The sequence below is a fragment of the Trueperella pecoris genome, from assembly GCF_014926385.1.
In the GTDB taxonomy this organism is placed as follows: Bacteria; Actinomycetota; Actinomycetes; order Actinomycetales; family Actinomycetaceae; genus Trueperella; species Trueperella pecoris.
Genome location: NZ_CP053291.1, coordinates 2,151,459 through 2,173,073, shown reverse-complemented (window position 1 = coordinate 2,173,073; position 21,615 = coordinate 2,151,459). Strand labels below are relative to the sequence as shown.

18 protein-coding genes are annotated in these 21,615 nt (G+C 61.0%); 6 read left to right on the top strand and 12 right to left on the bottom strand.

Annotated features, from left to right (window positions below):
- Positions 1–193: 193 nt before the first annotated feature.
- From HLG82_RS09905 to HLG82_RS09890, 4 genes are all read right to left on the bottom strand, one after another.
- Entirely contained in the window at positions 194–2,362 is a 2,169-nt protein-coding gene (locus tag HLG82_RS09905) for a transglycosylase domain-containing protein (protein WP_193326660.1), read from the bottom strand.
- A 12-nt stretch (positions 2,363–2,374) separates the two neighbouring features.
- Complete coding sequence (locus HLG82_RS09900; RefSeq protein ID WP_193326659.1) at positions 2,375–3,592, bottom strand: AI-2E family transporter; 1,218 nt, start codon at positions 3,590–3,592, stop codon at positions 2,375–2,377.
- Positions 3,593–3,868: 276 nt separating this feature from the next.
- Complete coding sequence (locus HLG82_RS09895) at positions 3,869–5,179, bottom strand: MFS transporter (protein ID WP_193326658.1); 1,311 nt, start codon at positions 5,177–5,179, stop codon at positions 3,869–3,871.
- Positions 5,176–6,678 carry a CCA tRNA nucleotidyltransferase gene (locus tag HLG82_RS09890; protein ID WP_193326657.1) on the bottom strand — a complete coding sequence of 501 codons (1,503 nt, stop codon included), beginning with the start codon at positions 6,676–6,678 and terminating at the stop codon, positions 5,176–5,178. Before HLG82_RS09890 ends, HLG82_RS09895 begins: the two co-directional genes overlap by 4 nt.
- 70 nt (positions 6,679–6,748) lie before the next feature.
- On the opposite strand from HLG82_RS09890, the gene HLG82_RS09885 reads away from it, so the two are divergent.
- The 6 genes from HLG82_RS09885 (at position 6,749) to HLG82_RS09860 (ending at position 14,730) form a co-directional block, all read left to right on the top strand.
- A complete protein-coding gene (locus HLG82_RS09885) occupies positions 6,749–7,273 on the top strand; it encodes an NUDIX hydrolase (protein WP_193326656.1) in 525 nt (174 codons plus the stop codon).
- Positions 7,270–9,228, top strand: a complete 1,959-nt coding sequence (locus tag HLG82_RS09880) for a DUF6049 family protein (protein WP_193326655.1) — start codon at positions 7,270–7,272, stop codon at positions 9,226–9,228. The genes HLG82_RS09885 and HLG82_RS09880 overlap by 4 nt, the downstream gene beginning before the upstream one ends.
- 64 nt (positions 9,229–9,292) lie before the next feature.
- Positions 9,293–11,323 (top strand): hypothetical protein, encoded by a 2,031-nt coding sequence (locus HLG82_RS09875; RefSeq protein ID WP_193326654.1) that lies wholly within the window; start codon positions 9,293–9,295, stop codon positions 11,321–11,323.
- Positions 11,324–11,344: 21 nt separating this feature from the next.
- Positions 11,345–12,277 (top strand): thioredoxin-disulfide reductase, encoded by a 933-nt coding sequence (gene trxB, locus HLG82_RS09870; protein WP_193326653.1) that lies wholly within the window; start codon positions 11,345–11,347, stop codon positions 12,275–12,277.
- A 152-nt stretch (positions 12,278–12,429) separates the two neighbouring features.
- Positions 12,430–13,755 (top strand): aminotransferase-like domain-containing protein, encoded by a 1,326-nt coding sequence (locus tag HLG82_RS09865; RefSeq protein ID WP_193326652.1) that lies wholly within the window; start codon positions 12,430–12,432, stop codon positions 13,753–13,755.
- Positions 13,756–13,761: 6 nt separating this feature from the next.
- Positions 13,762–14,730 carry a D-alanine--D-alanine ligase family protein gene (locus HLG82_RS09860; protein WP_193326651.1) on the top strand — a complete coding sequence of 323 codons (969 nt, stop codon included), beginning with the start codon at positions 13,762–13,764 and terminating at the stop codon, positions 14,728–14,730.
- A gap of 47 nt (positions 14,731–14,777) precedes the next feature.
- Here HLG82_RS09860 and HLG82_RS09855 read toward each other — a convergent pair whose 3' ends face one another.
- The 8 genes from HLG82_RS09855 to rpmH all read right to left on the bottom strand — a co-directional run bounded on the left by HLG82_RS09855 (position 14,778) and on the right by rpmH (position 21,529).
- On the bottom strand, positions 14,778–16,046 hold the full coding sequence (locus tag HLG82_RS09855) for a ParB/RepB/Spo0J family partition protein (protein ID WP_193326650.1): 1,269 nt from the start codon (positions 16,044–16,046) through the stop codon (positions 14,778–14,780).
- Positions 16,047–16,057: 11 nt separating this feature from the next.
- Positions 16,058–16,879 (bottom strand): ParA family protein, encoded by an 822-nt coding sequence (locus HLG82_RS09850; RefSeq protein WP_255313967.1) that lies wholly within the window; start codon positions 16,877–16,879, stop codon positions 16,058–16,060.
- A gap of 1,278 nt (positions 16,880–18,157) precedes the next feature.
- Positions 18,158–18,802 carry a 16S rRNA (guanine(527)-N(7))-methyltransferase RsmG gene (gene rsmG, locus HLG82_RS09845; protein ID WP_255313894.1) on the bottom strand — a complete coding sequence of 215 codons (645 nt, stop codon included), beginning with the start codon at positions 18,800–18,802 and terminating at the stop codon, positions 18,158–18,160.
- A gap of 118 nt (positions 18,803–18,920) precedes the next feature.
- Positions 18,921–19,544, bottom strand: coding sequence for a Jag family protein (locus tag HLG82_RS09840; RefSeq protein WP_193326648.1), 624 nt, complete (start codon positions 19,542–19,544; stop codon positions 18,921–18,923).
- Positions 19,545–19,559: 15 nt separating this feature from the next.
- Positions 19,560–20,711, bottom strand: a complete 1,152-nt coding sequence (yidC, locus tag HLG82_RS09835) for a membrane protein insertase YidC (protein WP_193326647.1) — start codon at positions 20,709–20,711, stop codon at positions 19,560–19,562.
- Between the two features lie 10 nt (positions 20,712–20,721).
- Positions 20,722–21,054: a membrane protein insertion efficiency factor YidD gene (gene yidD, locus HLG82_RS09830; RefSeq protein ID WP_193326646.1), complete on the bottom strand. Its 333-nt coding sequence runs from the start codon at positions 21,052–21,054 to the stop codon at positions 20,722–20,724.
- Positions 21,047–21,388, bottom strand: coding sequence for a ribonuclease P protein component (gene rnpA, locus HLG82_RS09825; RefSeq protein ID WP_193326645.1), 342 nt, complete (start codon positions 21,386–21,388; stop codon positions 21,047–21,049). The genes yidD and rnpA overlap by 8 nt, the downstream gene beginning before the upstream one ends.
- Positions 21,389–21,529 (bottom strand): 50S ribosomal protein L34, encoded by a 141-nt coding sequence (rpmH, locus tag HLG82_RS09820; protein WP_024963111.1) that lies wholly within the window; start codon positions 21,527–21,529, stop codon positions 21,389–21,391.
- Positions 21,530–21,615 lie beyond the last annotated feature (86 nt).

The window sequence follows — 21,615 nt, the reverse complement described above, 5'->3', positions numbered from 1 at the left end:
TCATGCGCTGCCACAACTTTCGTTGCAACAGACAATGACCAAGTCTAGCCCAAAATCACGCCCGAACCACTGCGCAATTGCACACATGTGGACGACGCCGTCGCCCAGCGTCTCGTGGAAAACTTCCGCCCTCGATCTTGACAGCTACGCCAAAAACTGGGGCCCGGGCTCTGATGAGCCCGGGCCCCACGGCCTACTTACCCGACTTATCTCGGACGTCGGGGTTCTGCCCGCTCCCCGGCGTCTGCCCGCCGCGGCCAGGGTTGAGCGGATCCTCGCCTGGAGGGACGCTCGTGGCATCCGTCGGCAGCGGGAGCGGATCGGGCGGAGGAAGGATGTCTGTGCTGGGATCCTCGGTCGGTTCCTCGGTGATGGTGGGCTCCGGCGTCGGCTCGACGCGCACGGGGGCCGGCGCGCGCTTGACCGCACGCTTGGCCACGAGCTTGTCCACGTTGGGGAATTTTTCAATATCCATGCCGTCGGTGGCGACCACCATGTAGTCGTGCCAGACCTGGGCCGGGAAGTTTCCGCCCGCCACCTGGTAGACGCCGCCGAAGGGTTCGAGCACGGCTTCCGTGCCATTTTCCGCGATGCCATACATGTCCACCACGGTCACCATTTGCGGAATGTAGGCGGCGAACCATGCGGACTTCGGGCCCGACGACGTGCCGGTCTTGCCGGCTGCCTCGCGGCCCGGCAGTGCGGCATCCTCGGCGGTTCCCCCGCGCTTGAGCGTATTCTTCAGCACGTAGGTGGACACCTGTGCGGTCTCCTCGCTGATGACGCGCTCGCTGGCGGTGTTGCCCGTGAATACTCGATTGCCGTCGTGGTCCTTGACCTCGCGCACGATGTGCGGCGTGACCTTCTGGCCGTTGTTCGCCAAGGTGCCAAATGCCCGCGCCATGTCGACGGCCTTCGGGGAGGCAGAGCCGAGGGTGTTGCCAACCCCGCGGTCCAGGCCGGGGGTGTCCTCGGGAAGTCCGAGGCGCACGGCCATATCGTACGTCTTCGCCGGGCCGATCTTCTCGTTGAGCTGGATGAATCCGGTGTTCAGTGAGCGTGCCGTCATCTCGTTCACCGTGACATCGTAGTAGCTACGTCCGTCCACGTTCGTAAAGACGAGGTTGTCGCTTCCGGTTCCCACGCGGTATTTCGCGGGCGAGTCGAAGCGCTCCAACGGAGACATTCCCTGATCCATCGCCTCGACGACGGCGAACGCCTTGAACGTTGATCCGCCCTGTGCACGATCCTGCATCACTGAATTGCGTTGACGCTCGAGGTAGTCTTTGCCGCCGTACATCGCATAGATTTCGCCGTTGCGCGGGTCCATGGAGATCAGACCGACGTAATAGTTTTCGGGACGATCCTTGGGCAACTTGGCGACGGCGTCCACGGCAGCCTGCTGCTTACTGACGTCGATGGTGGAGACGATGTGATACCCGGCGGTCGCGAGCTGCTCCTCGGTGAATCCGTTGGCCACGAGTTCCTTGCGCACCGAGTCCAAGAGGTATCCGTTGGTGCCCGCGAAGGCATTGTCCCGGCTCGGCTCGAGGACCTTGGGGAACGACGCCGCGTCGGCGTCGGCCTGCTTGATCCAGCCTTCGGAAACCATGCGTGAGATGACACGCTCGAAACGCTGCTTGGCCCGATCGGGGCTCACTGCGGGGTCCCAGGCGGAGGGTGCCGGAATGATGCCGGCAAGGGTGGCGGATTGGGAGAGCGTCAGCTCGGAGGCATGCACGCCGAAGTAGGCTTTGGCCGCCGCCTCGATGCCGTAGGCGCCGCGGCCGAAGTAGATCGTGTTGAGGTAGTTTTCGAGGATCGTGTCCTTGGACTGTTCGTTGTCGATCTTGATCGCGAGGATGGCTTCCTTAACCTTCCCAGGGAGGGAGGTCGTGGTTCCGGTGTAGTAGCGTTCGACGTACTGCTGAGTCAGGGTCGATCCCCCCTGCGTGGGCTTGCCCTGGATGTTGTTCCAGAAGGCGCGCGCGATACCACGCAGATCCACGCCCGCATTTTCGTAGAAGGAGGAATCCTCCGAGGCGATGACAGCATGTTGGAGGTCAGGGGAGATTTTGTTCAACGGTACCGAGGAGCGGTTCAGCTGGGCGAAAGAACCAAGTTCGGTTTTTCCGTCCGCGTAGTAAACCTTTGTGGTTTGGGCGAGGGCAATATCGTCGACTTTGGGGATGTCCGTGGTGACGTACATGCCGATGAGGCCACCCATACCGATGGCGAAGAGCGCGAAGAATGTTCCCAGTACGACCCGCCACGAGGGCAGCCACCGGCGCACTGGCCCCATGCCTTGACGCGGGTATCCGCGGCCCTTCGAGGTGGCGGTCTTATCCTTATTCCGTGCCATGTCCTGCGCCTCTCACTTCTTCGCGCGCTTGTTCCTGGCGCGCAGATGCATCTTCCGGCGATCCCCGCGAGGCTTGTCGTCCTTCGGGACCGTGTACGCGCCCTGCTTCTCTTTCCGGACGATGTGTTGCTCAGAGATGAGATAGGCATCCAGCCAACGAGCACGTGGATCGGAGTCTACTAGGAGAGCCTTGAAGAATAGTGTGAGCGGTACCGCAAGGATCGATCCGAGGATTCCCACGATGACAGTCCAGAGCACCAGAGAGATGAAGGTGACGGACGGGGAGAGCCCGACGACATCGCCCGTGAACTTCGGCTGGAGGAAGGTCTGGAAGACGACGTTGATGACCGAGTAGAGCACGAGAACCCATACCATCGATTGCCAGCCTTGATCCAGGAGGGCCATCACCATCGGGGGGAAGACACCGATGATGAAGCCAATGTTTGGGATGTAATTAGTGATGAAAGCCCAGTAGGCCCAGGTCCACGCGAGCGGGACCGCCATGACTTGCAGGGCAAAGCCGTCCACAATCGCGACGATCAAACCGAAGACCGTGGTGATCACCCAGTAGGAGCGAACGCGGCGTTCGAAGTCGGACATCGCGCGTGCGATGTTGGCGTGCCGCTTGTTGACGATGGCCCCTCGGCCCTTGGTGATCGTCGTGTCGATTGTGATGAAGAACGCTGTCACGATGACGATCATGATCAGGCCACCGACCGACGAGAGGCGATCCACGATCTCCCACGCAACCCCCACCAAGGAGTTGAAATTGATCTGATCGACGAACTTGGACAGGTCCACGTTGTCCATGCCGAAATCGGTGAGCAACTGGTTGAGCTGCTGGGTCGTCTTCTCGAAGTTGATGGAGTAGTGGACAAGGGTCTGCGGCACCGGGGTCAATAACAGGATGGCCACGCCCAGCAAGCCGAACACAATAAAGACCAACACCGCGATCACGACCGTTGCCGCCAGCCACGACGGCGCCCCGCGCCGGATCATCCGCTGCCCGATGGGGCGCACGGCCAGCACAAGCGTCAGCGCGAGGAAGATCGGGGTAAACACCGGGGCTATGTAGTTCAGGCCTGCTCCGGCGACGGTCATCAGCGCCAGCGCGACGAGAATCATCAGCCCGCTCGAGTCGCTATCAACGTGCGTTTCCGGCTTCGGCGTCTCGGCAACTGGGGCTGCTTCCTCGGGCGGGAGTTCCATAGGCAAGTCCTGGTTCGTCATGAACTCATCTTCTCACTTTCCTCCGACACAACGGGCGAAGAAGTTGTCATCCGGCGCGCCGATAGCCCCCTGAATATTCCCTGTTGTGGACCAACGCCGCCCGCGGGCCGCAACTCGCCGCCTCTCGCCGTCCCGGCCAGCCTCTCACCGCCCGCGCTGTACTAAGCTGATCGACGCTGTACTAAATTTCCGTATTTTAGTACAGCGCCGATCAGCTTAATGCGGTTTCGGCAAAATGCCCCGGCCCCTCGGCCCTCCGCACCCCGGCCCCGCGGCTCACCCGCAACACGCCCGCGGCGCGAACCCGAGAGCGCTGGTCTTACGCCAGTACCACCAGGCGACGACGCCGTACACGCCGGTCAACGCCGCAAAGGCGGCCGGTTGCCAGCCCGTGTTGGGCAAAACGAGGGCGGCCAACACCGCGGCCGCAACAAACGCCGCGTTGTACATCATGTCATAGAGGGAAAAGGCGCGCCCGCGAAAGGAGTCGGAGGTGTCGGCTTGGACGATCGTGTCCACGGCGATCTTCGCCCCCTGCACACCCAGCCCCAGAAGAATCGCGGACATGTACAGCATCGGTGGCTGGTAGGTGATGACCATGGCCATCTGCGAAAGGGCGGACCCGCCCAGGCAGATCACGATCCAGCGCGAGGGAGACACCCACTGATACATCGTCGGAGTGGCCACGATCGCGAGCGCGTTGCCGATCATGGACACGCCCGCGACGAGGGCGAACGTCGCAAGCCCGGCGACGGCGTCGTGCGGATCGGACAGAAGGTTGCGGGAGATCAGGAGCAAAGCGATGAAGTTGACCCCATAGAGGAAGCGGTGAATCGCCATTACCGACAGCGCATACATCGGCGTGCCGCGGCAGGTGAGGTAAACGACGCCGCCCCACATGCGGGCAACGACGCCGGCCAGGTCCGTGGCGAGGCTGGTGGTAGGCGGATGGGCGGGGCCGAGTTCGCGGTAGCGCAGGCGGAGCGCGAGGAGGGCGGCCATGGCGAAGATGACCGACGCGAGCGCGAGGGCCACGGAGTTGCGCACGCCGGTGGCCGAGATGAGGTTGAGGATGAGGCCCAGGCCGGCGCCGATCCCCGCCGCCACCGATCCCAGGGTTGGCGTGATCGAGTTCGCCATGACGAGCAGGTGGGCGGGCAGGGTGTGTGGCTGGCCCGCGGACAGGGCGGAGAGGAGGAAGCGGTTGACACCCAGGCCGACGAGGGCAAGAACATAGATCGACCAGTGGGAAGGGAGGAAGAAAATAAGGACGGCCAGGAGGCTCGCCAACCCGGCGCGGATGAGGTTGGCACCCACAAGCACCTGGCGGCGGCTCCACCGGTCGAGCAATGGCCCGGCGAATGGGCCGACAACCGTGAAGGGCAACAGCAGCACGGCGAACGCGAGCGCTACCCCGGCGGCCGTCGTCGCGTTCTGCGGGTTAAAGAAGAAGAGTGCGGCTAGGCCGATCTGAAACACCCCATCTCCCGTCTGGGAGACGAGCCGCACCGCGAGGAGGCGGCGGTAGGAGGGGTGAGCCGCGCAGTGGCGAAGCTGGTCGATCAACCCCAGCTGCGTGCCGCTCACTCCGCCGTCGCTCCCTGACGCTCGGCCCACCACTGGAGCAGGCGGCGGGTGGCTTCCTCTTCCCCGAGCGGACCCTCGTCCATGCGCAGTTGAAGCATGTAGTTGCGGGCCTGGCCCACCTCGCGGCCCGGCTTGAGGCCGAGGATATCCATAATCTGCTGGCCGTCGAGGTCGGGGCGGATAGCGTCAATCTCCTCTTGCTCCTTGAGCTCGACGATGCGTTTTTCGAGGTCGTCCATGCCCGCCGCCAACCAGTTGGCCTTGCGGCGGTTGCGTGTGGTGCAGTCGGCGCGGGTGAGCCGGTTCAGTCGTTCGAGCAGCGGCCCGGCGTCGGTGACGTAACGACGCACGGCCGCATCCGTCCACTTCTGCTCGCCGTACCCGTGGAAGCGCAGGTGAAGCGCCACCAGGGAGGAAACAGCCTTCGTGGTCGCCTTGTCGAAGCGCAAGTGGTTCATGCGCTTGCGCGTCATCTTCGCACCCACGATGTCGTGTGCGTGGAAGGACACCGATCCGTCCGATTCAAACCGGCGCGTATTGGGTTTTCCGACGTCGTGCATGATCGCCGCGAAGCGCAACACGAAGTCGGGGCCGGGCACCGGGCCATCGGCGTCAGTCTCAAGCGCGATGGCGCGATCGAGCACGGTCAGGGTGTGTTCGTAGACGTCCTTGTGGCGCCCATGCTCGTCCACCGTCTCGCGCAACGCAGAGAATTCGGGGAGCACAACGTCGCACACACCGGTTTCAACCATCAGCTCAAGTCCCTTGCGCGGATTTGCGCCGATCATGAGGCGCTCAAGCTCGGCCTGAATGCGCTCAACCGAGACGATTTCCAGCCGCCCGGCCATGTCGGCCATGGCACGCATGATCTCCTCGGACACGTCGAAGTTCAGCTGCGAGGCGAAGCGGCAGGCGCGCATGATGCGCAGCGGGTCATCGTCGAAGGACTGGGTGGCCGGTGCGGGGGTCTCCAGCACGCCGTCGATGAGGTCCTCCAATCCGCCGCACGGGTCGACGAGTTCGAGCGCGGGGAGGCGAACGGCCATCGAATTGACCGTGAAGTCGCGGCGAGTGAGATCCCCCTCGAGGGTGTCGCCATACATCACCTCGGGCTTGCGCGAGGAGGGCACGTAAGACTCGGTGCGATATGTCGTTACTTCGACCACCAAACCGTCACGTGCGGCGCCGATCGTGCCAAATTCCTTGCCGATGTCCCACACGGCATCTGCCCACTCGTGAAGGAGCATGAGGCTCTGATCGGGACGCGCCGACGTCGTAAAGTCAAAGTCATGAATAGGCTGGCCAAGGAACGCGTCGCGAACTGGGCCGCCGACGAGTGCCAATTCGTAACCGGAACGTGCGAAAATAGATCCCAGTTCAAGAATTGCCTGCGGCAGATCGGACAGGGATTGGTGTCCCTGCGCGAGAAGCCGGGCACGCTGGTTAGTTCCGGCGTCCGCCGTTGTCGAAAAGGAAGTGGTATCGCGTTCGTGAGTCACTCCTTAAGAGTGCCAGAAAAACCGGCGCGAGGCACACACCTGTCGACCTAGTTCATTACAGTAGATACATATGTCGAGAAGATTTCCGGCCCCTCCTCCGCAGGAGTCGCGCCGTAGACGACCGGTGGTTCACCCCCGGCGTTTTGGTCTGCCGGTCGTCAATGAGACCTCCGCAGGCGGCGTCATCGTCTCGGTGCACAAGGGCCACGCCTACGTTGCCGTCATCGCCAGGCGCAACCGCGGCGGCCGACTCGAATGGTGCCTGCCCAAGGGTCACCTTGAGGGGGAGGAAACCGCCCAGCAGGCGGCAGTACGGGAGGTCAGCGAGGAGACGGGCATTTTCGGCCGTGTCCTCATGTACCTGGCCTCCATTGACTATTGGTTCTCCGGCACCGACCGCCGCGTACACAAGGTGGTTCATCACTTCCTCCTCGAGGCCCTGTCCGGGGAGTTGACCGTGGATAACGATCCCGATCACGAGGCCGAGAAGGTCGAATGGGTCCGCATCGATAAGGTCGCCTCGCGTTTGGCCTATCCCAACGAGCGCCGGATCATCGGTATGGCCCGCGCCTTGTTGTATGGGGAGGAAAGATGAGACGACGTCGTTTACCCGCCGTTGCACTGACCATCGCCATGCTCTCGGTTGCCTCGGCGGCCGCGCTTGCCGCCCCGGCAGCTGCAGCCCCTGCGGATACCACGGCGACGGCGGACGCGCAGGTAGGTCAGCCCCACTTGCGCATTAGCGAGGTCGCCTCGCCGGTGCTGGCCCCCAACGGGGATCTCACGTTGACGGTGGAGGTCACGAACCCCACCGATCGCCCGCTTGAGCTGGCCGGCTTCGACCTCCTCGCGCAGGTCTCCACCTCCATTTCCGACACTTCTATTCACCGTTGGATGGACGGGACCACGCCCGCCCGCCGCCTCGCCACGGTCGATTCCCCATTGACGATCGCCCCGGGCAAGACGATCGACAAGAGCCTCGTCTTTGCCCGCGCCGAATTGCCGTGGCCCAGCGGCCCTTTCCAGTGGGGTCCGCGCGGCATTGAGATCGCGGCCCGCGGTGAGGAGGACATCGCCAGCGACCGCACAATGATCGTGGCGGGCCCCGACGCCGAGCTCAACCGTTTTCCCGCGACGGCCGTCGTGCCCATTACTGACACCTCGATCGTTTCTTCCCCCACTGCCAACACGATTTTGTGGGAGACGGACAAGGATCGCACCGCGTGGGAGGCCACCCGTACCAAAGCCCTCGCCCTCGTCGTCGACCGGCTCGCAAGCTGGGACGTTCCGGGCATCACGCTCGCCGTCGACCCCGAGTTGAAGCTTCGCTCACTACAGGCCGAGCAGGTGTCCCTTCCTTCCTACGACGCCGACGTCGCCGCCCTCTCGACCCTTGGCCTCACCGAGCAGGCGACCCGTCTCGCCAGCGGAGCGCTCTTCCTGCCCGAGGGCGCGCCCAGTAAGCAGGCCCTCGCCTACGCCCAGTCCTTGGGGATGACCCTCCTGATTCCCGACGCCGTCTACGCACCTCTTCCCCAGACTTATACTCCCGGCGCGTTAACGACGTTTGGTGAAGATTCCAAGCCCGTGATCTCCACAAACTCCACCATCTCGGCGGCCCTGGCGGGCAAGTTTGCCGTCAGCGGCGAGGGGAGCATTGAACTCGACGCCCTCGACACCCGCCAAGTGTCCCTCGCCCTGTCGGCGGCGCACTATCGTCAGCGCCCCAACGACCCCCGCCCCTACGTGATGACCGTTCCCCGTGGCGCCGACCTCGCCGCCGAGGCCGCCGTCAAAGCCGTCCTGGATTCCCCGTGGGTGGAAAAGTCCACGGTGTCAAAGATCCTCGGTGGCACGCCGGACACCACCGCCCGCACCTTTGTTGAGCCCGAGCCAGCTGCCGGGATGCTGAGCGCCGTGGATCAGGCAAAGATCGAGGCCGGGCTTTCCTCCTTCGAGAACTTCTCCACCATTTTCGCGGATGGGCCGGACAAGGTGGCCGCGGCAAAGTCCCATGCTGACACGCTCACCTCGCTGGCCTGGCGGTCGGCGTCGTCGGCGCGCAATGCCCAGATTCTCTCCATCGCGCCCACGCCGGATCAGCTCCGCGCGATCGCCGTATCGACCTCGTCCACGATCAACCTCATTTCTGAAAGCTCGGGGCTGCCCATTCAGGTGACGAACGACTTCCCTGATCCGGTCACGGTCACGGTCCACCTCAACGTCCCCGACAATCGTCTGCGGGCCCCGCAGCCGGTCGAGGTGACGCTTCCGGCGTCGTCAACCACGATCGTGTCCGTGCCCGTGGAGGCCCACGGCTCGGGCAACCTGGACGTGGACGTGCGGCTGACAAACGCCGCCGGCACGCCGGTGGGTTCGTCCGAGGTGTTGCATGTGCGCGTGCGTGCCGACTGGGAGAACGTTGGCACGGCGATTCTGGCCGGCCTAGTCGGTGTCGTCTTTGTCGTCGGGCTCGTCAAATCTGTCCGCGATGGCCGCCGCTCCGATCCGGTTCCTGCGGACGACTTCGTGGCCGCCACCAAGCACTAATCACGCCAGCGGCCTCTGGGGCGCTAGACTTGCCGAGAGTATCGATCGCAACCGGGGGTTATTCGTGAACACATACGCGCGGGCGGGCCAGCGGATCGCGGGTCGCTTCGACCTTGTCTATCCCTATACCCATCAGCTTTTTGACCATGCTTCGTCCTGGATTGCTCGCGACGTCGTTCTCTCGCGTCAGGTGCGCGCAACCGTCATCGATCCCACGAGCGACCGCGCAAGTGTAGCGGTCGACGCCGCCCGCCGCGCGGCCCTCGTCGTGGATCCGCACCTCGTCGCCATCGTTCAGGTAGTCACCGGGGACGTGCACGCAATCATCACCGAGATTCCGCCTGGGCGCCCGGTGGCCGAGTGCCTCGATGGCACGCCTGTCGATCCTGCGCAGGTCCACGCCATCATCGGCGAGGCCTCCAGCGCCATCGCCACCGGCGCGCGCCGCGGTGTCCGCCACCTGAAGGCGACGGCAAGGACCATTTATTTGACCAATGAGGGCGACGTCGTCGTGGACGGCCTCGGCGTTGATGCCGCACTGGCCGGAGCCGACACGCGCAAGGACAGCGCCGATCTCGACCGGGACGAGGCGCGCGGGCTGACCGTTGTCATGGCTGCGCTACTCCTCGGGCGGGACCTGCCCGCGCCCGCTGAGCATGACGCTGTGATCGGCGAGGCCCTTCGCCTGGACCTTCCCCCTGTTCTCGAATCCGTGTTGCGCCGCGAATCCGAGGGCGACGGCGCGATTTCCCCCGCCGACCTCACCCGCCGCCTCGTTCCCTGGGGCGAGATCACTGCGCTACCGCCGGTTTCCTCCCAGCCCGCGGGCGCGGAAACGATCACCATGGACGCGCTGGACATGCCCGAAATCCCGCATCACGCGCCCTCGATCCCCACGTGGCCCTCGCTCGGCAGGCCTGCAGCCGGCGCTGCCGCCGGTGCAGCCAACGTGGCGGCCGCGGATGCCGCGGTTGCGGCAGACTCCGCCCATGCCGCGGGCAACGCGGATGTTGAGGATGTTGCGGGTGGCGCAGATGCAGACGCCGCCGATGCTGATGCCGACCTGCCCGCTCGCGCCACCTCGCGCGAAGAGGCAGCCCAGCTCGTCAACGAGGAACTCGGCGTGGACGGCCGGGGCAAGCTCACTGCACCCGTGGCATGGCCAGATTTGGGCCAGGCCGCTCATGCCAGCGCCGCCGATGCTCACGCTGGAGATGCTGACGCCTCCGCAGATGAAAGCGCCCAGGCTGCAGGACCTGCCGAGCCCGCCACAGAAACCGCCACAGAGCCCACCGCCGAACCCGCGACGCCTTCGTCGCCATCCGAGTCTCAGACCACTCCGACCTCGCCCACCTATATCCCTCAGCGCGCGCCTGCCGCCACGGAAAGTGACGAGACGGCGGGGGCTACCCCCACGGCGTCATTGACCCGCTACTCGAACGAACGCACCCAGACGTTCAACACGTCCCGCGTTGTCGTCGCGCTCTTCACGGTCGGCGTCGTGTTCTTCGGCTGGCTCGGGATTCGGGCGCTCACCGCGCCCTTCGACCCGGTCGTTCTCGACGATCGAAGCCCCAACCGCACCGTTCAGCCCAGCGATGATCCGTCCGGCACCAGCGTGGCCTCGCAGACGACCGACGCTCCGGCGCCCGTCATCAAGGCCGCTCAGCTCGTCAGCCCCGACGCCGGACTGCTGCGCGGCACCGATCCGACCCGCCAGGACAACCCGTCTTCCGTACCCAACGCGGTTGATGGCAACGCGGACACCGCCTGGGAATCGTGGACGTACACGGTCGCCTCGATGTCGCCCATGTCCGGCATCGGCCTCTACGTCGAGCTCGAGAAGGAAACAACCGTCTCGGAGGTCACGCTCGACACGGCGGGAAACAAGGGCGGGAATATTCAGATACGCGACACCGTTAAGGATGCACCGTCTGCGGGAAAGATCCTCGCCGAAGGTCCCGTGGAAGCGGCCACCGTGTTCAAGCTCAGTGAGCCACTCTCCGCGTCATCCTTCGTCATCTGGATCACCGAGCTTCCGCTGAATAGCGCTGGCGAGCCGCAGATCAAGATCTCCGAGATTCACGTCAAGTAGGACCCTTACGAAAGAGGAAAAGTGACTGAGATTCACGATGTTGTCATCGTCGGCTCCGGCCCCGCCGGCTGGACCGCCGCCATCTACACTGCCCGCGCCGGACTCAAGCCCGTCGTCCTCGCCGGAGCCGTCAAGTCCGGCGGCGCGCTCATGCAGACCACCGAAGTGGAGAATTTCCCCGGCTGGCCGGAGGGCATCATGGGCCCCGATCTGATGCAGAAGTTTGAGGAGCAGGCGCTGCGTTTCGGCGCAGACATGCGCTACGAGGACGCAACGTCGATGAAGCTCGACGGCGAGGTCAAGGAAATCGTCACGGACGAGGAGACCTACTACGCCAAGACCGTCATCCTAGCCCTGGGCTCCGAGTATAAGAAACTTGGCCTCGACGGCGAAGACGAGCTCTCCGGCAAGGGCGTGTCCTACTGCGCCACCTGCGATGGTTTCTTCTTCAAGGGCCACGACATCGCGATCATCGGCGGCGGTGATTCGGCCGTGACCGAGGCTCAGTTCCTTTCCCGCTTTGCGACCACCGTGCATGTCATTCACCGCCGTGACGAGCTTCGCGCCTCGCAGATCATGGCCGACCGCCTGCTGGCCAACGAGAAGGTCACGATGCACTGGAATTCGGTGGTCGAGTCCATCAACGGCGAGGGTCGCCTCCAATCGCTGACGCTACGCGACACCGTCACCGGCGAGACCTCCGAGCTTCCCGTCACCGGCATGTTCGTCGCCATCGGTCACGAACCGCGCACGGCCTTCATCAGCGATCAGATCGAGCTCGATGACAAGGGCTTCATCACAGTCGCCGAACCCTCCACCGCCACGAGTCTGCCCGGCGTCTTTGCCTGTGGCGACGTCGTCGACTCCCACTACCAGCAGGCCATCACGGCCGCCGGCATGGGTTGCAAGGCAGCTCTCGACGCCGAGGCCTATCTGGCTATGCTCGAAGGCTAGCAGTTTCGGCGTCGTTGCCCAAGCGGCCAGTCGGAAGGCTATCCGGCTGGCCGCTTTCGCGTAAATCCTCAATCTCGATGTGGGCATTCACTCACGTTGTCTCGAAGAAGTGATAGCGTCTTACTGAATTCGAGCAGAAAGCCGGGAAGAACATGAATCAGTCGCGTCTTGCGAGCAAACTGGCAGCCACGGGTTCGGGGACCCGCCTCGACCCCTGGTTTGATCGTTATGCGGATCGAGCGCTCGGCATGCGCCAGTCCGAGACGCGTTCCTTGTTCGCCGTCGCTAACCGGCCGGAGGTCGTCTCCCTCGCCGGTGGTATGCCGAACATTGAGGGCCTTCCCCTCGACTTCCTCGCCGAGATGACGGCGAAGCTTATCCGCGAACGCGGCCCGCAGGTGCTTCAGTATGGCGGAGGCCAAGGCGAAGAAGAGCTGCGGGAGATGATCGTGGAGGTCATGCGCCCGGAGGGTATTCGTGCACATCCTGACGACATCGTAGTCACCACAGGTTCGCAGCAAGCCCTAGACCTCATTACCCAGATTTTCATCAACCCCGGCGACGTCATCGTAGCCGAAGCCCCCAGCTATGTGGGAGCTCTCGGCGTCTTCCGCGCCTATCAGGCCAACGTAGTCCACGTTCCCCTTGACAAGGATGGACTCATCCCCGAGGCACTCGAAGAGACGCTCGTTAAGCTCGAAAACGAAGGCCGTGAGGTAAAGTTCCTGTACACGGTACCGAACTTCCATAATCCCGCCGGAGTTTCGATGTCACTCGAGCGCCGCCCGAAGATCGTGGACATCTGCAAGCGCCACCACGTTCTCATTCTCGAGGACAATCCGTACGGCATGCTGGGCTTCGATGATCAGACAATGACGCCGTTGCAGACCTTCAACCCGGATGGCGTAATCTACCTCGGGTCGTTTTCCAAGACCTTCGCGCCCGGCTACCGTGTGGGATGGGCGCTAGCTTCGCACGCCGTCACCCAACGCCTCGTGCTTGCCAACGAAAACGCCGTTCTCTCGCCGACCAAGATGGGCCAGCTCTCCATCTCGGAGTACCTGCGCACCTACGACTGGATGGCCCAAATTAAGTCATATCGCTCGATGTATCGCGAGCGTCGGGACGCGATGACCTCTGCCCTTGACAAGTATCTTCCACAATGTTCGTGGAATGTTCCCGAGGGTGGTTTCTACACCTGGGTCAAGGTTCCCCAAGGTATCGATGCCAAGGCGATGCTCCCGCGCGCAACCACAAATCTGGTGGCATATGTATCTGGTACTGCCTTCTACGCCGATGGCCAAGGTAGCGACCACATGCGGCTCTCGTTCTGTTACCCCACCCCCGAGCGCATCGAGGAGGGCGTCCGCAGACTCTCGAGCGTCCTTGAAGCAGAGCTTGAGACGGTGACCATGTTCGGCACGCCAGATCGCCACACCGATTCCGGCGTCGAAACCCCCAACTCGAATCTAAGGTAGGTTCCCATGCGTCCGTTGACTGTTGCCGTTCTCGCCGGTGGGCTCACCCACGAGCGCGAAGTTTCTTTGCATTCCGGCCGCCGGGTCGCCGAGTCGCTGCGTAACTCCGGTATTCAAGTCAAGGTTCTCGACGTCGATGCCCAGCTGCTCCAGCGCCTCGACGCGATCGAGCCCGACGTCGTTTGGCCACTCGTTCACGGTTCGATCGGCGAGGACGGCTCGCTGCAGGATCTTCTCGTGCTGGCGGGCTATCCGTTCGTCGGCTCGGAGGCCTTCGCCTGTCGCCTAGCCTCCGACAAGTCCGTTGCCGCCTCGGTGCTCGCACGTGCCGGCCTGCGCGTCCCGGATTCTCTTGCTCTTCCCCAGACCCTTTTCCGCGAGGTCGGCGTGGGCAACATCTTGAATCTCGTTGAGGCTCGCTTTAGCTTCCCGCTCGTCGTGAAGCCGACGCAGGCGGGCTCCTCGATGGGCTTATCTATCGTCGAGGATCGAGCTGCCCTTCCGGGTGCCATGGTTGATTGCTTCGCCTACGGCGACGTGGCACTCATCCAGCAGTACGTGTCGGGCCGTGAGTTCGGCGTCGCCGTTGCAGATCTTGGCGAGGCTCCCAAGGCTCTCCCCGCGGTCGAAGTTCGTGCCTCTGGTCCGTACGACTACGACGCCCGCTATAACCCGGGCCGTGTCGAATACCTTATCTCCGATGAACCTGACGCCACGGCCCGCTCCGTGATGGATATGGCCGAGGCCGTTCATCAGGCCCTCGGTCTACGCCATTATTCCCGGACCGACATCATGGTCGACGACGCCGGTCTGCCCTGGTTCCTCGATGTGAACGTCGCACCCGGAATGAGCGAGACCTCGATTTTCCCCCAAGCGGCAGCGGCGCTCGCCCGCCAGCAGGAGCGATCGGTCGACGATGTCTACCTCGATATCCTTACTACCGCCGCGCATTCCGCAGATGCGGTGAAAGAATAGTGTCACACAGGGTAGCCCGCGGATTACGCGGGCTACCCTGTTGCGTCCTACTCTTCTACCTCTATGTGGCCTTCTGAGAGGGTATCGAGGATCCGGTTGAGATCGTCGATCGTGGCGAATTCGATGGCGATCTTGCCCTTGGTCAGGCCCATGTTGACCTTCACTCGGGTATTGAAGCGGTCCGATAGCCGTCCGGCGAGTTCGTTGAGCTCTTCGGTGTGGCGGCCGCGGCGAATTCCGCGTGGGCGGACAGGCACGCTATCCTCCCCGAGTGCCACGATTTCCTCGACCTGACGCACCGAGAGACCTTCGGCCACAATGCGCTGGGCGAGGCGCTCCATGGCCGCCGGATCAAGGAGTCCGAGCAATGCACGCGCGTGACCAGCCGAAATGACGCCAGCGGCAACGCGACGCTGCACCAACGGCGGCAGTTTGAGCAGGCGTAGCGTATTGGAGATCTGCGGGCGAGACCTCGCGATCCTGCGGGACAATTCTTCCTGCGTACACTGGAAGTCGTCGAGGAGTTGTTGATATGCTGCTGCCTCTTCGAGGGCGTTGAGGTTCGCACGATGGAGGTTTTCAAGGAGCGCGTCCCGCAGCAGATCGCCGTCTTCCGTGTGCCGAACGATTGCCGGAATGGATTCCTTATTGGCTCGCTGGGATGCTCGCCACCGGCGCTCGCCCATGATGAGTTCGTAGCGCGCCTGCGGATTATCTGGCAGTGGCGCCACCAGTGGACGTATGACGATCGGCTGTAATATTCCGACTTCAGTGATCGAATCCGCGAGTTCTTGCAGCTCATCTTCGTCGAAGACGGCTCGTGGCTGGCGCGTATTCGGCACGATCTCATTGATTGGAATCTCACCGAAGGTTGCCCCCGGAACCGGCAAGAGCTCGTTGTCATCTACCGGCTTCTCCGTAGCGTTCGACTTCTTTTCTTCGGATTGAGTCTTCTTGACCGAAGCTGCCTGTTTCATAGCGACCTTTGTAGGAGCAGTTTTCTTCGCCTTATCGTCGTTCTTCTCGCTCTTTGTCTCGTCGCGGGTCTGGGCAGGATCCGCCGATCCCTTTGCTGAGTCAGGCTTCTGTTCTTTTCGAGGAGCCCTGGCCACGGCGTCAGATCTGTTGTTTGTCGGCGTTTGGGTAGGAACGTCGTCGCTACCTTGAGTTATGACTACCGCGGCGTCTTCGGACGGTTCTTCCCTGTGTGGAGAGGAAAAGAAGACGTCCGTCGCTCGTCGCTTGTTTTCCTTCTGCTCCTCAGGGAATAGTGCACCTAGGCCTCGTCCGAGCCCCTTTTTTCTCTTGTCAGCCATGAATTCCTCTTCTATGCGCGGTGGGCGATTTCGTATGCGGCCGCAAGGTAGGCGACGCCGCCCGCCGAGCGTGGGTCGTAGGTGAGCACCGTCTGCTCGTAGCTTGGCGCTTCGGAGATCTTGACGTTACGTGGAATTTCTACATCAAGAGTTTGCTTCGGGAAGTGTTCACGCACGTCAGCAGCAACATCTTGAGCTAGGTTCGTCCGCTTGTCATACATCGTGAGGAGGATCGTTGATACCTCCAGCTCAGTGTTTGCAGACTCGCGAACCATGTTGATCGTATTGACGAGCTGGGTCAACCCTTCGAGGGCGTAGTACTCGGTCTGAATTGGAATGAGAACCTCACGGGCAGCGACGAGGGAATTCAGGGTGAGGAGACCAAGGCTCGGCGGGCAATCGATAATGATGTAGTCGACATCGAGGTTGGCCTCCGCGATAGCGTCACGCAGACGGAATTCGCGCTTATCCTCGAGAACGAGCGAAATCTCGATTGTTGAAAGGTCGATGGTTGATGGAGCTACGTGCAAGTTCTTGATATCAGGGCATTCCTGGAGCACGTCAGCAATGGACATTTTACCCATGAAAACATCGTACAGCGATGGTATGCCAGTCGAATGATCAATACCCAACGCCGTCGAAGCATTACCCTGCGGATCCGAGTCAATAACAACCACGTTCAAGCCGCCCAGGGCGAGTCCCGCAGCCACGTTAACGGCGCTGGTCGTTTTTCCGACGCCACCCTTTTGGTTGGCGACGGTAATAATTCTCGTGCGAGCCGGTTTAGGTAATCCCTTTCCGGATAACTTCTTGAGCGTACGGCGATCTTTAATTAGCTCCGCACCGACCGGCGATGTCTCCTCATTAAATTGATCTTCAAAGGATCGTGTCGCGGGCTCAACATTACGGCGACGCTCCGCCTGACGTCTCGGATCTGCCACGTTAACTCCTTGGTTTAGCTAGGTCACTATTCTACCTTGGCTAGCCGGATAAGGCTCGATCTCGGTGCTGTGTGGATAACTTCAGTACGGAAGTTGTTTCACGTGAAACGTGATGAACCCTGATCCGGATTCGATAGCACCTATTTCCCCTTGCGACCGTTTCACGTGAAACGAAGGCTTCCCACGCTAATATAACGATACAGTAATGCAGGCTTGTAAAAAGATTTGCTACAGCTCAACAGCATAGGTTCACATACTGTATTAGTTACAGGGAGACTTAAGGTCCGTTCAATTTCATCTCATATAGTCGATAACAAAGTTCACCCCGATGTTTCACGTGAAACATATTAAATGGTGGTCCAAATCGGACTAAGAAACTGCAACGGCTGGCTGGCATCACATTCAATCACGTGTTCTCAACAAGTACATAAGGATTGAGTGAAGCAAATAGATACATCGCCTTAGAAAGAGTTACTATATCTCCTAACCTAGTTACCGTTTCACATGAAACATGTGTTGTTGTTTCATGCGAAATAAGAAGTCATTGCGAGCACGCACATGGTATCCGATTATTATCTTGATACCGAGCGGATTGCGCGATTCCTCAACGAATGATTTGAAATCGTCACATGCAGTTTCACGTGAAACGTCGCACCGCCGGCCTACCTGAAAGGTGTCTCGCTTTTCCGCTCGAACGCCGTCAAACGTATGATCATTCACATAAAGAAATCACCATCACAGCACACGCATGATATGCCACGATCCTGGCGCGCTTGTATTCCATCGATCGCACACATGAAAGAGTATGTCATACTGCTTGTCGATTATCGACCAACAAGATGCCTTTTACCCAACATAAAGCCCATCGAAAACTTCCCCGGTGCATGCTTCGGCTGCAGCACCACCGTCAAAGCCGAGGATTCACTGAGGCGGACGCACCACTAATCAATCGAGGATGATTCCATGCTTACTAACCGAACAACCAATGTTTCACGTGAAACATAGCGCGTTTATATGAGACCCAACATAACAAACTTGAGTATTCCTATCGAAGATCAGCTATTACTCCGACTATTCCGATAAAGCGGAAACACATGCGAATGCAGACTCGATTGCCCACCAGACGTTGTGACACCGGCCCAAATAAAAACTAGACCCAGACCGATACCGTCAGGCCCCGATCTTGACCACTTCAACGATACGAGTACCTTCGTCGGTGCCCCACACATCCACGTCGTGCGTGTAAGCTGATTGGGCGCCGTACTTCATCAGCTGCTTTTCAGCCTCGAATATCTCTTGCTCGGCGCGCCCGCCCTTAAGTGCAACAAGTTTTCCGCCGGGAACTAATAGGGGGAGCGTCCATGGCAATAGCTTCTTCAGCGCTGCCACGGCACGGGCGGTCGTCGCCTCAACCTTGTATTCTGCGGGAAGATCTTCAGCACGAGAACGTACCACACGGACATTTTGCAGCCCCAGCACATCCTCGACATCTTCGAGCCACTGGGTGCGCCGCTCCATGGTCTCGATGAGATCGAACCTCAGGTCGGGCCGAAGAATCGCCAGCACAATACCGGGGAAGCCCGCGCCAGAACCCACGTCAGCGACAGTCCCAGACTCGGGCAGGAATTCGGCCACAGCCGTCGAATTCAAAATATGCCGACTCCACAGCCGCTCAAGCTCACGCGGGCCGATGAGGCCACGAAGCTCACCCTCGTCGACGAGCATCCGTGCGAAGCCCGTCAGTTTTGCCCAAGCTTCCTCACCGAAATGTTCCGCGCCACCTGCGGGAGCCTCTTCTACGCGCGAATCTTGCACACGCCCTCCTTCATCGATCAGCCTCCATCATAGAGTGCCCGCGGGCCTAAGTCGCACAAGGCAAGAGAAAAGGGCCAACCATCACGGTTGACCCTTTTCCTACGCTTGAGCGAAACGATTACTCGTCGGCTCCCTCCACCACTTCGTCAGCAGAATCTGCCGATACAACTTCGTCGGCCGAATCGACCGTGTCTGGCGAATCAAGATCGTCCACCTCGTCAGCCGAATCCGGCGTCTCGTAGTACTCGTCCTCGAAATCGTCCTCAGACAACGAGATCACCACGTGGCGTCCCTGGCCCATACCGGAGGAGTCCGAAACGAGGCCAGCCTGGGCAACGACGTCGTGGACCACCTTGCGTTCAAACGGATTCATCGGCCGCAGTGCGTAAGGCTCACCCGTCTCCTCGACCTCGGCAATCGCCTTGCGAGCGATCTCGGCGATGTGCTGACGGTGATTGTCGCGATAGCCGAGGATATCGAGCATGAGGCGCGAACGCTCGCCTGTCTCCTGCTGGACGACCAGGCGAGTCAGCTCCTGGAGCGAATCGAGTGCCTCGCCCTTACGCCCGATCAGACGCTTAAGGCGCCGATCCCCGCCGTCGTCGGCAACAATCGCTACTGCTGCACGATCCGCCTCAACACCGATTTCAATATCGCCATCGAGGTCGGCGATGTCGAGGAGCTCTTCAAGGTAATCCGCTGCGATATCGCCTTCGCGATCGAGCTTGGAATGATCAGTCATAACAATCCTTACTGGTTAAAAGTTACGCTTACGCTGATTCTGCTGACGCTTCTTTTCTTTCTGCTGCTTCTTCGCATTGGAACGCTGGCGCTCAGCCATACGGCGCTCGTAGCGCTTCTTCGCGCGCTCGGCATCCGTCAATCCGTCAAGGCCCCGAACCTCCTGCGGCTCCTTTGTTGAAGGAGTCGGATCCATCTCGAAGGCATTGCCCTCGCGAGCCTTCTTGGAACGCTTCTTGCCAAGTGGCTGCACGCGCTGGCCCCCAGTCCCGACGGCGTCGTTCTCTTCCTCAGGCGGAAGGCCCTTGGCGATACGCTTCTCACGAAGCTTCTTCTGACGTGCCTTGTAGGCGGCCGAGCCGGGGGCAGGGTTCGTGGTAATGAGCCAGGTCTGCTGACCAATGTTCCAGAAGTTACCGGTCAGCCAGTAAACGAGAACGCCGATCTGGAACACGCCACCCGAGAACAGGTAGATAAGAGGCATACCGTAAAGCATGTACTTCTGCATCTTGTAGGCCGGGTTATCCGGATCCATCGATTCTTCAGGCAGATTCTTCGTCATGATCTGCTTCTGGGAGAAGAACAAGGTCGCCATCATCAAGGCGATCAATACGATCGCGACCACGATGACGTTAGTCGGCAGGCTGAACTGAGAAGCGGTCGAAATCGAGGACGTCAGGGGAGCCCCGAAGAGCGTCGAATGCGCGATATCCTGGGCAACCTGCTGGTCAATCGGGCCTAGCGATGTACGCTGATAATTCCCCTGAGAAATCGGCAATACCGCGTAAAGCAGTCGGAAGAGAGCGAAGAAGATCGGCATTTGAATCAGTGCCGGCATACAGGCAGCGAATGGCGATGTCCCATGATCACGGTAGAGCGCCATCATCTCTTCCTGCTGGCGCTGCTGAGAAACCTGATCCTTACGACCCTGGTACTTCTTCTGAATCTTGCGAATCTCAGGAGCAAGTTCCTGCGAAGCACGCGAAGCACGAGTCTGCTTGTTGAAAAGCGGGATGATGAGGATGCGGACGATCACGGTCAGACCAACGATCGACAGGACCCATGCCGGGCCCGAACCATCACTCATGCCCAGTGCGGTCAAGCTCGAGTGGACTCCATACATGATGTAGGAAATGATCCACATGAGGGGGTAGAGGAAAGTATCCACCTATACGCTCCTAAGCGTCACGATCATCGCCATGGCTATGTGCCTGATGATCTCTTTCTTCCTGTTCGCGCAATGCGATGAGTTCCTTGTAGCCCAGCGGCTTGGTGGGCCACTTTCCCTTCTTGGGAACCCAGTCCACACCGCCCTTCGACCATTGATTGCAACGAAGGAGCCGCCAGATACTTAAGAGTGTACCTTTAATTGCGCCGTGAACTTCAATTGATTCCAGGGCGTAGGCCGAACACGTGGGCTGGTATCGACACCTACGCTCGGTGCCTGCGGAAATGTTGCGCTGGTACCATTTGATGGCCTTCGACATCGCGCGGACGACGGGGTTAGTCATGCATCAACCCTAGTCGAGTGAATTCGGCGAGCACTGCCCGATTCAGTTCATCGTAGCTTGCTTCGGCAGCCTGCGGCAGCGCGCGAACGACGACAAACTGAGCGTCCACCTCTCCCAGCGTGTTTCGCACGATATGACGAAGGCGCCGACGTACCTTGTTTCGTACGACGGCGTTACCCACCTTCTTACTAACAGTGAAGCCGACCTTGAGGCCGGCTTCGGGATCGTCGGTCAGCGCGTGAACGACGACGAATCTGTTTGCTTTGCGTGAGCCAGAACGGAAGGCGGACCGGAAGTCCGCCGGATCCCGCAGTCGGTTCGCTGCAGGGAGCATTTAAGCGGAGAGCTTTGCGCGGCCCTTACGACGACGTGCAGCGAGAACAGCACGACCGGCGCGGGTCGACATGCGCTTGCGGAAACCGTGCGTCTTGGCGCGACGACGGTTGTTCGGCTGGAAAGTGCGCTTCGTAGTCATGGGTGACCACCTAAATCTAGATCTGGATATCGGACCGCTCCGGTGGCGGAGCGCGTGTGCAAAGCACACATGACTAGTTGACTTTA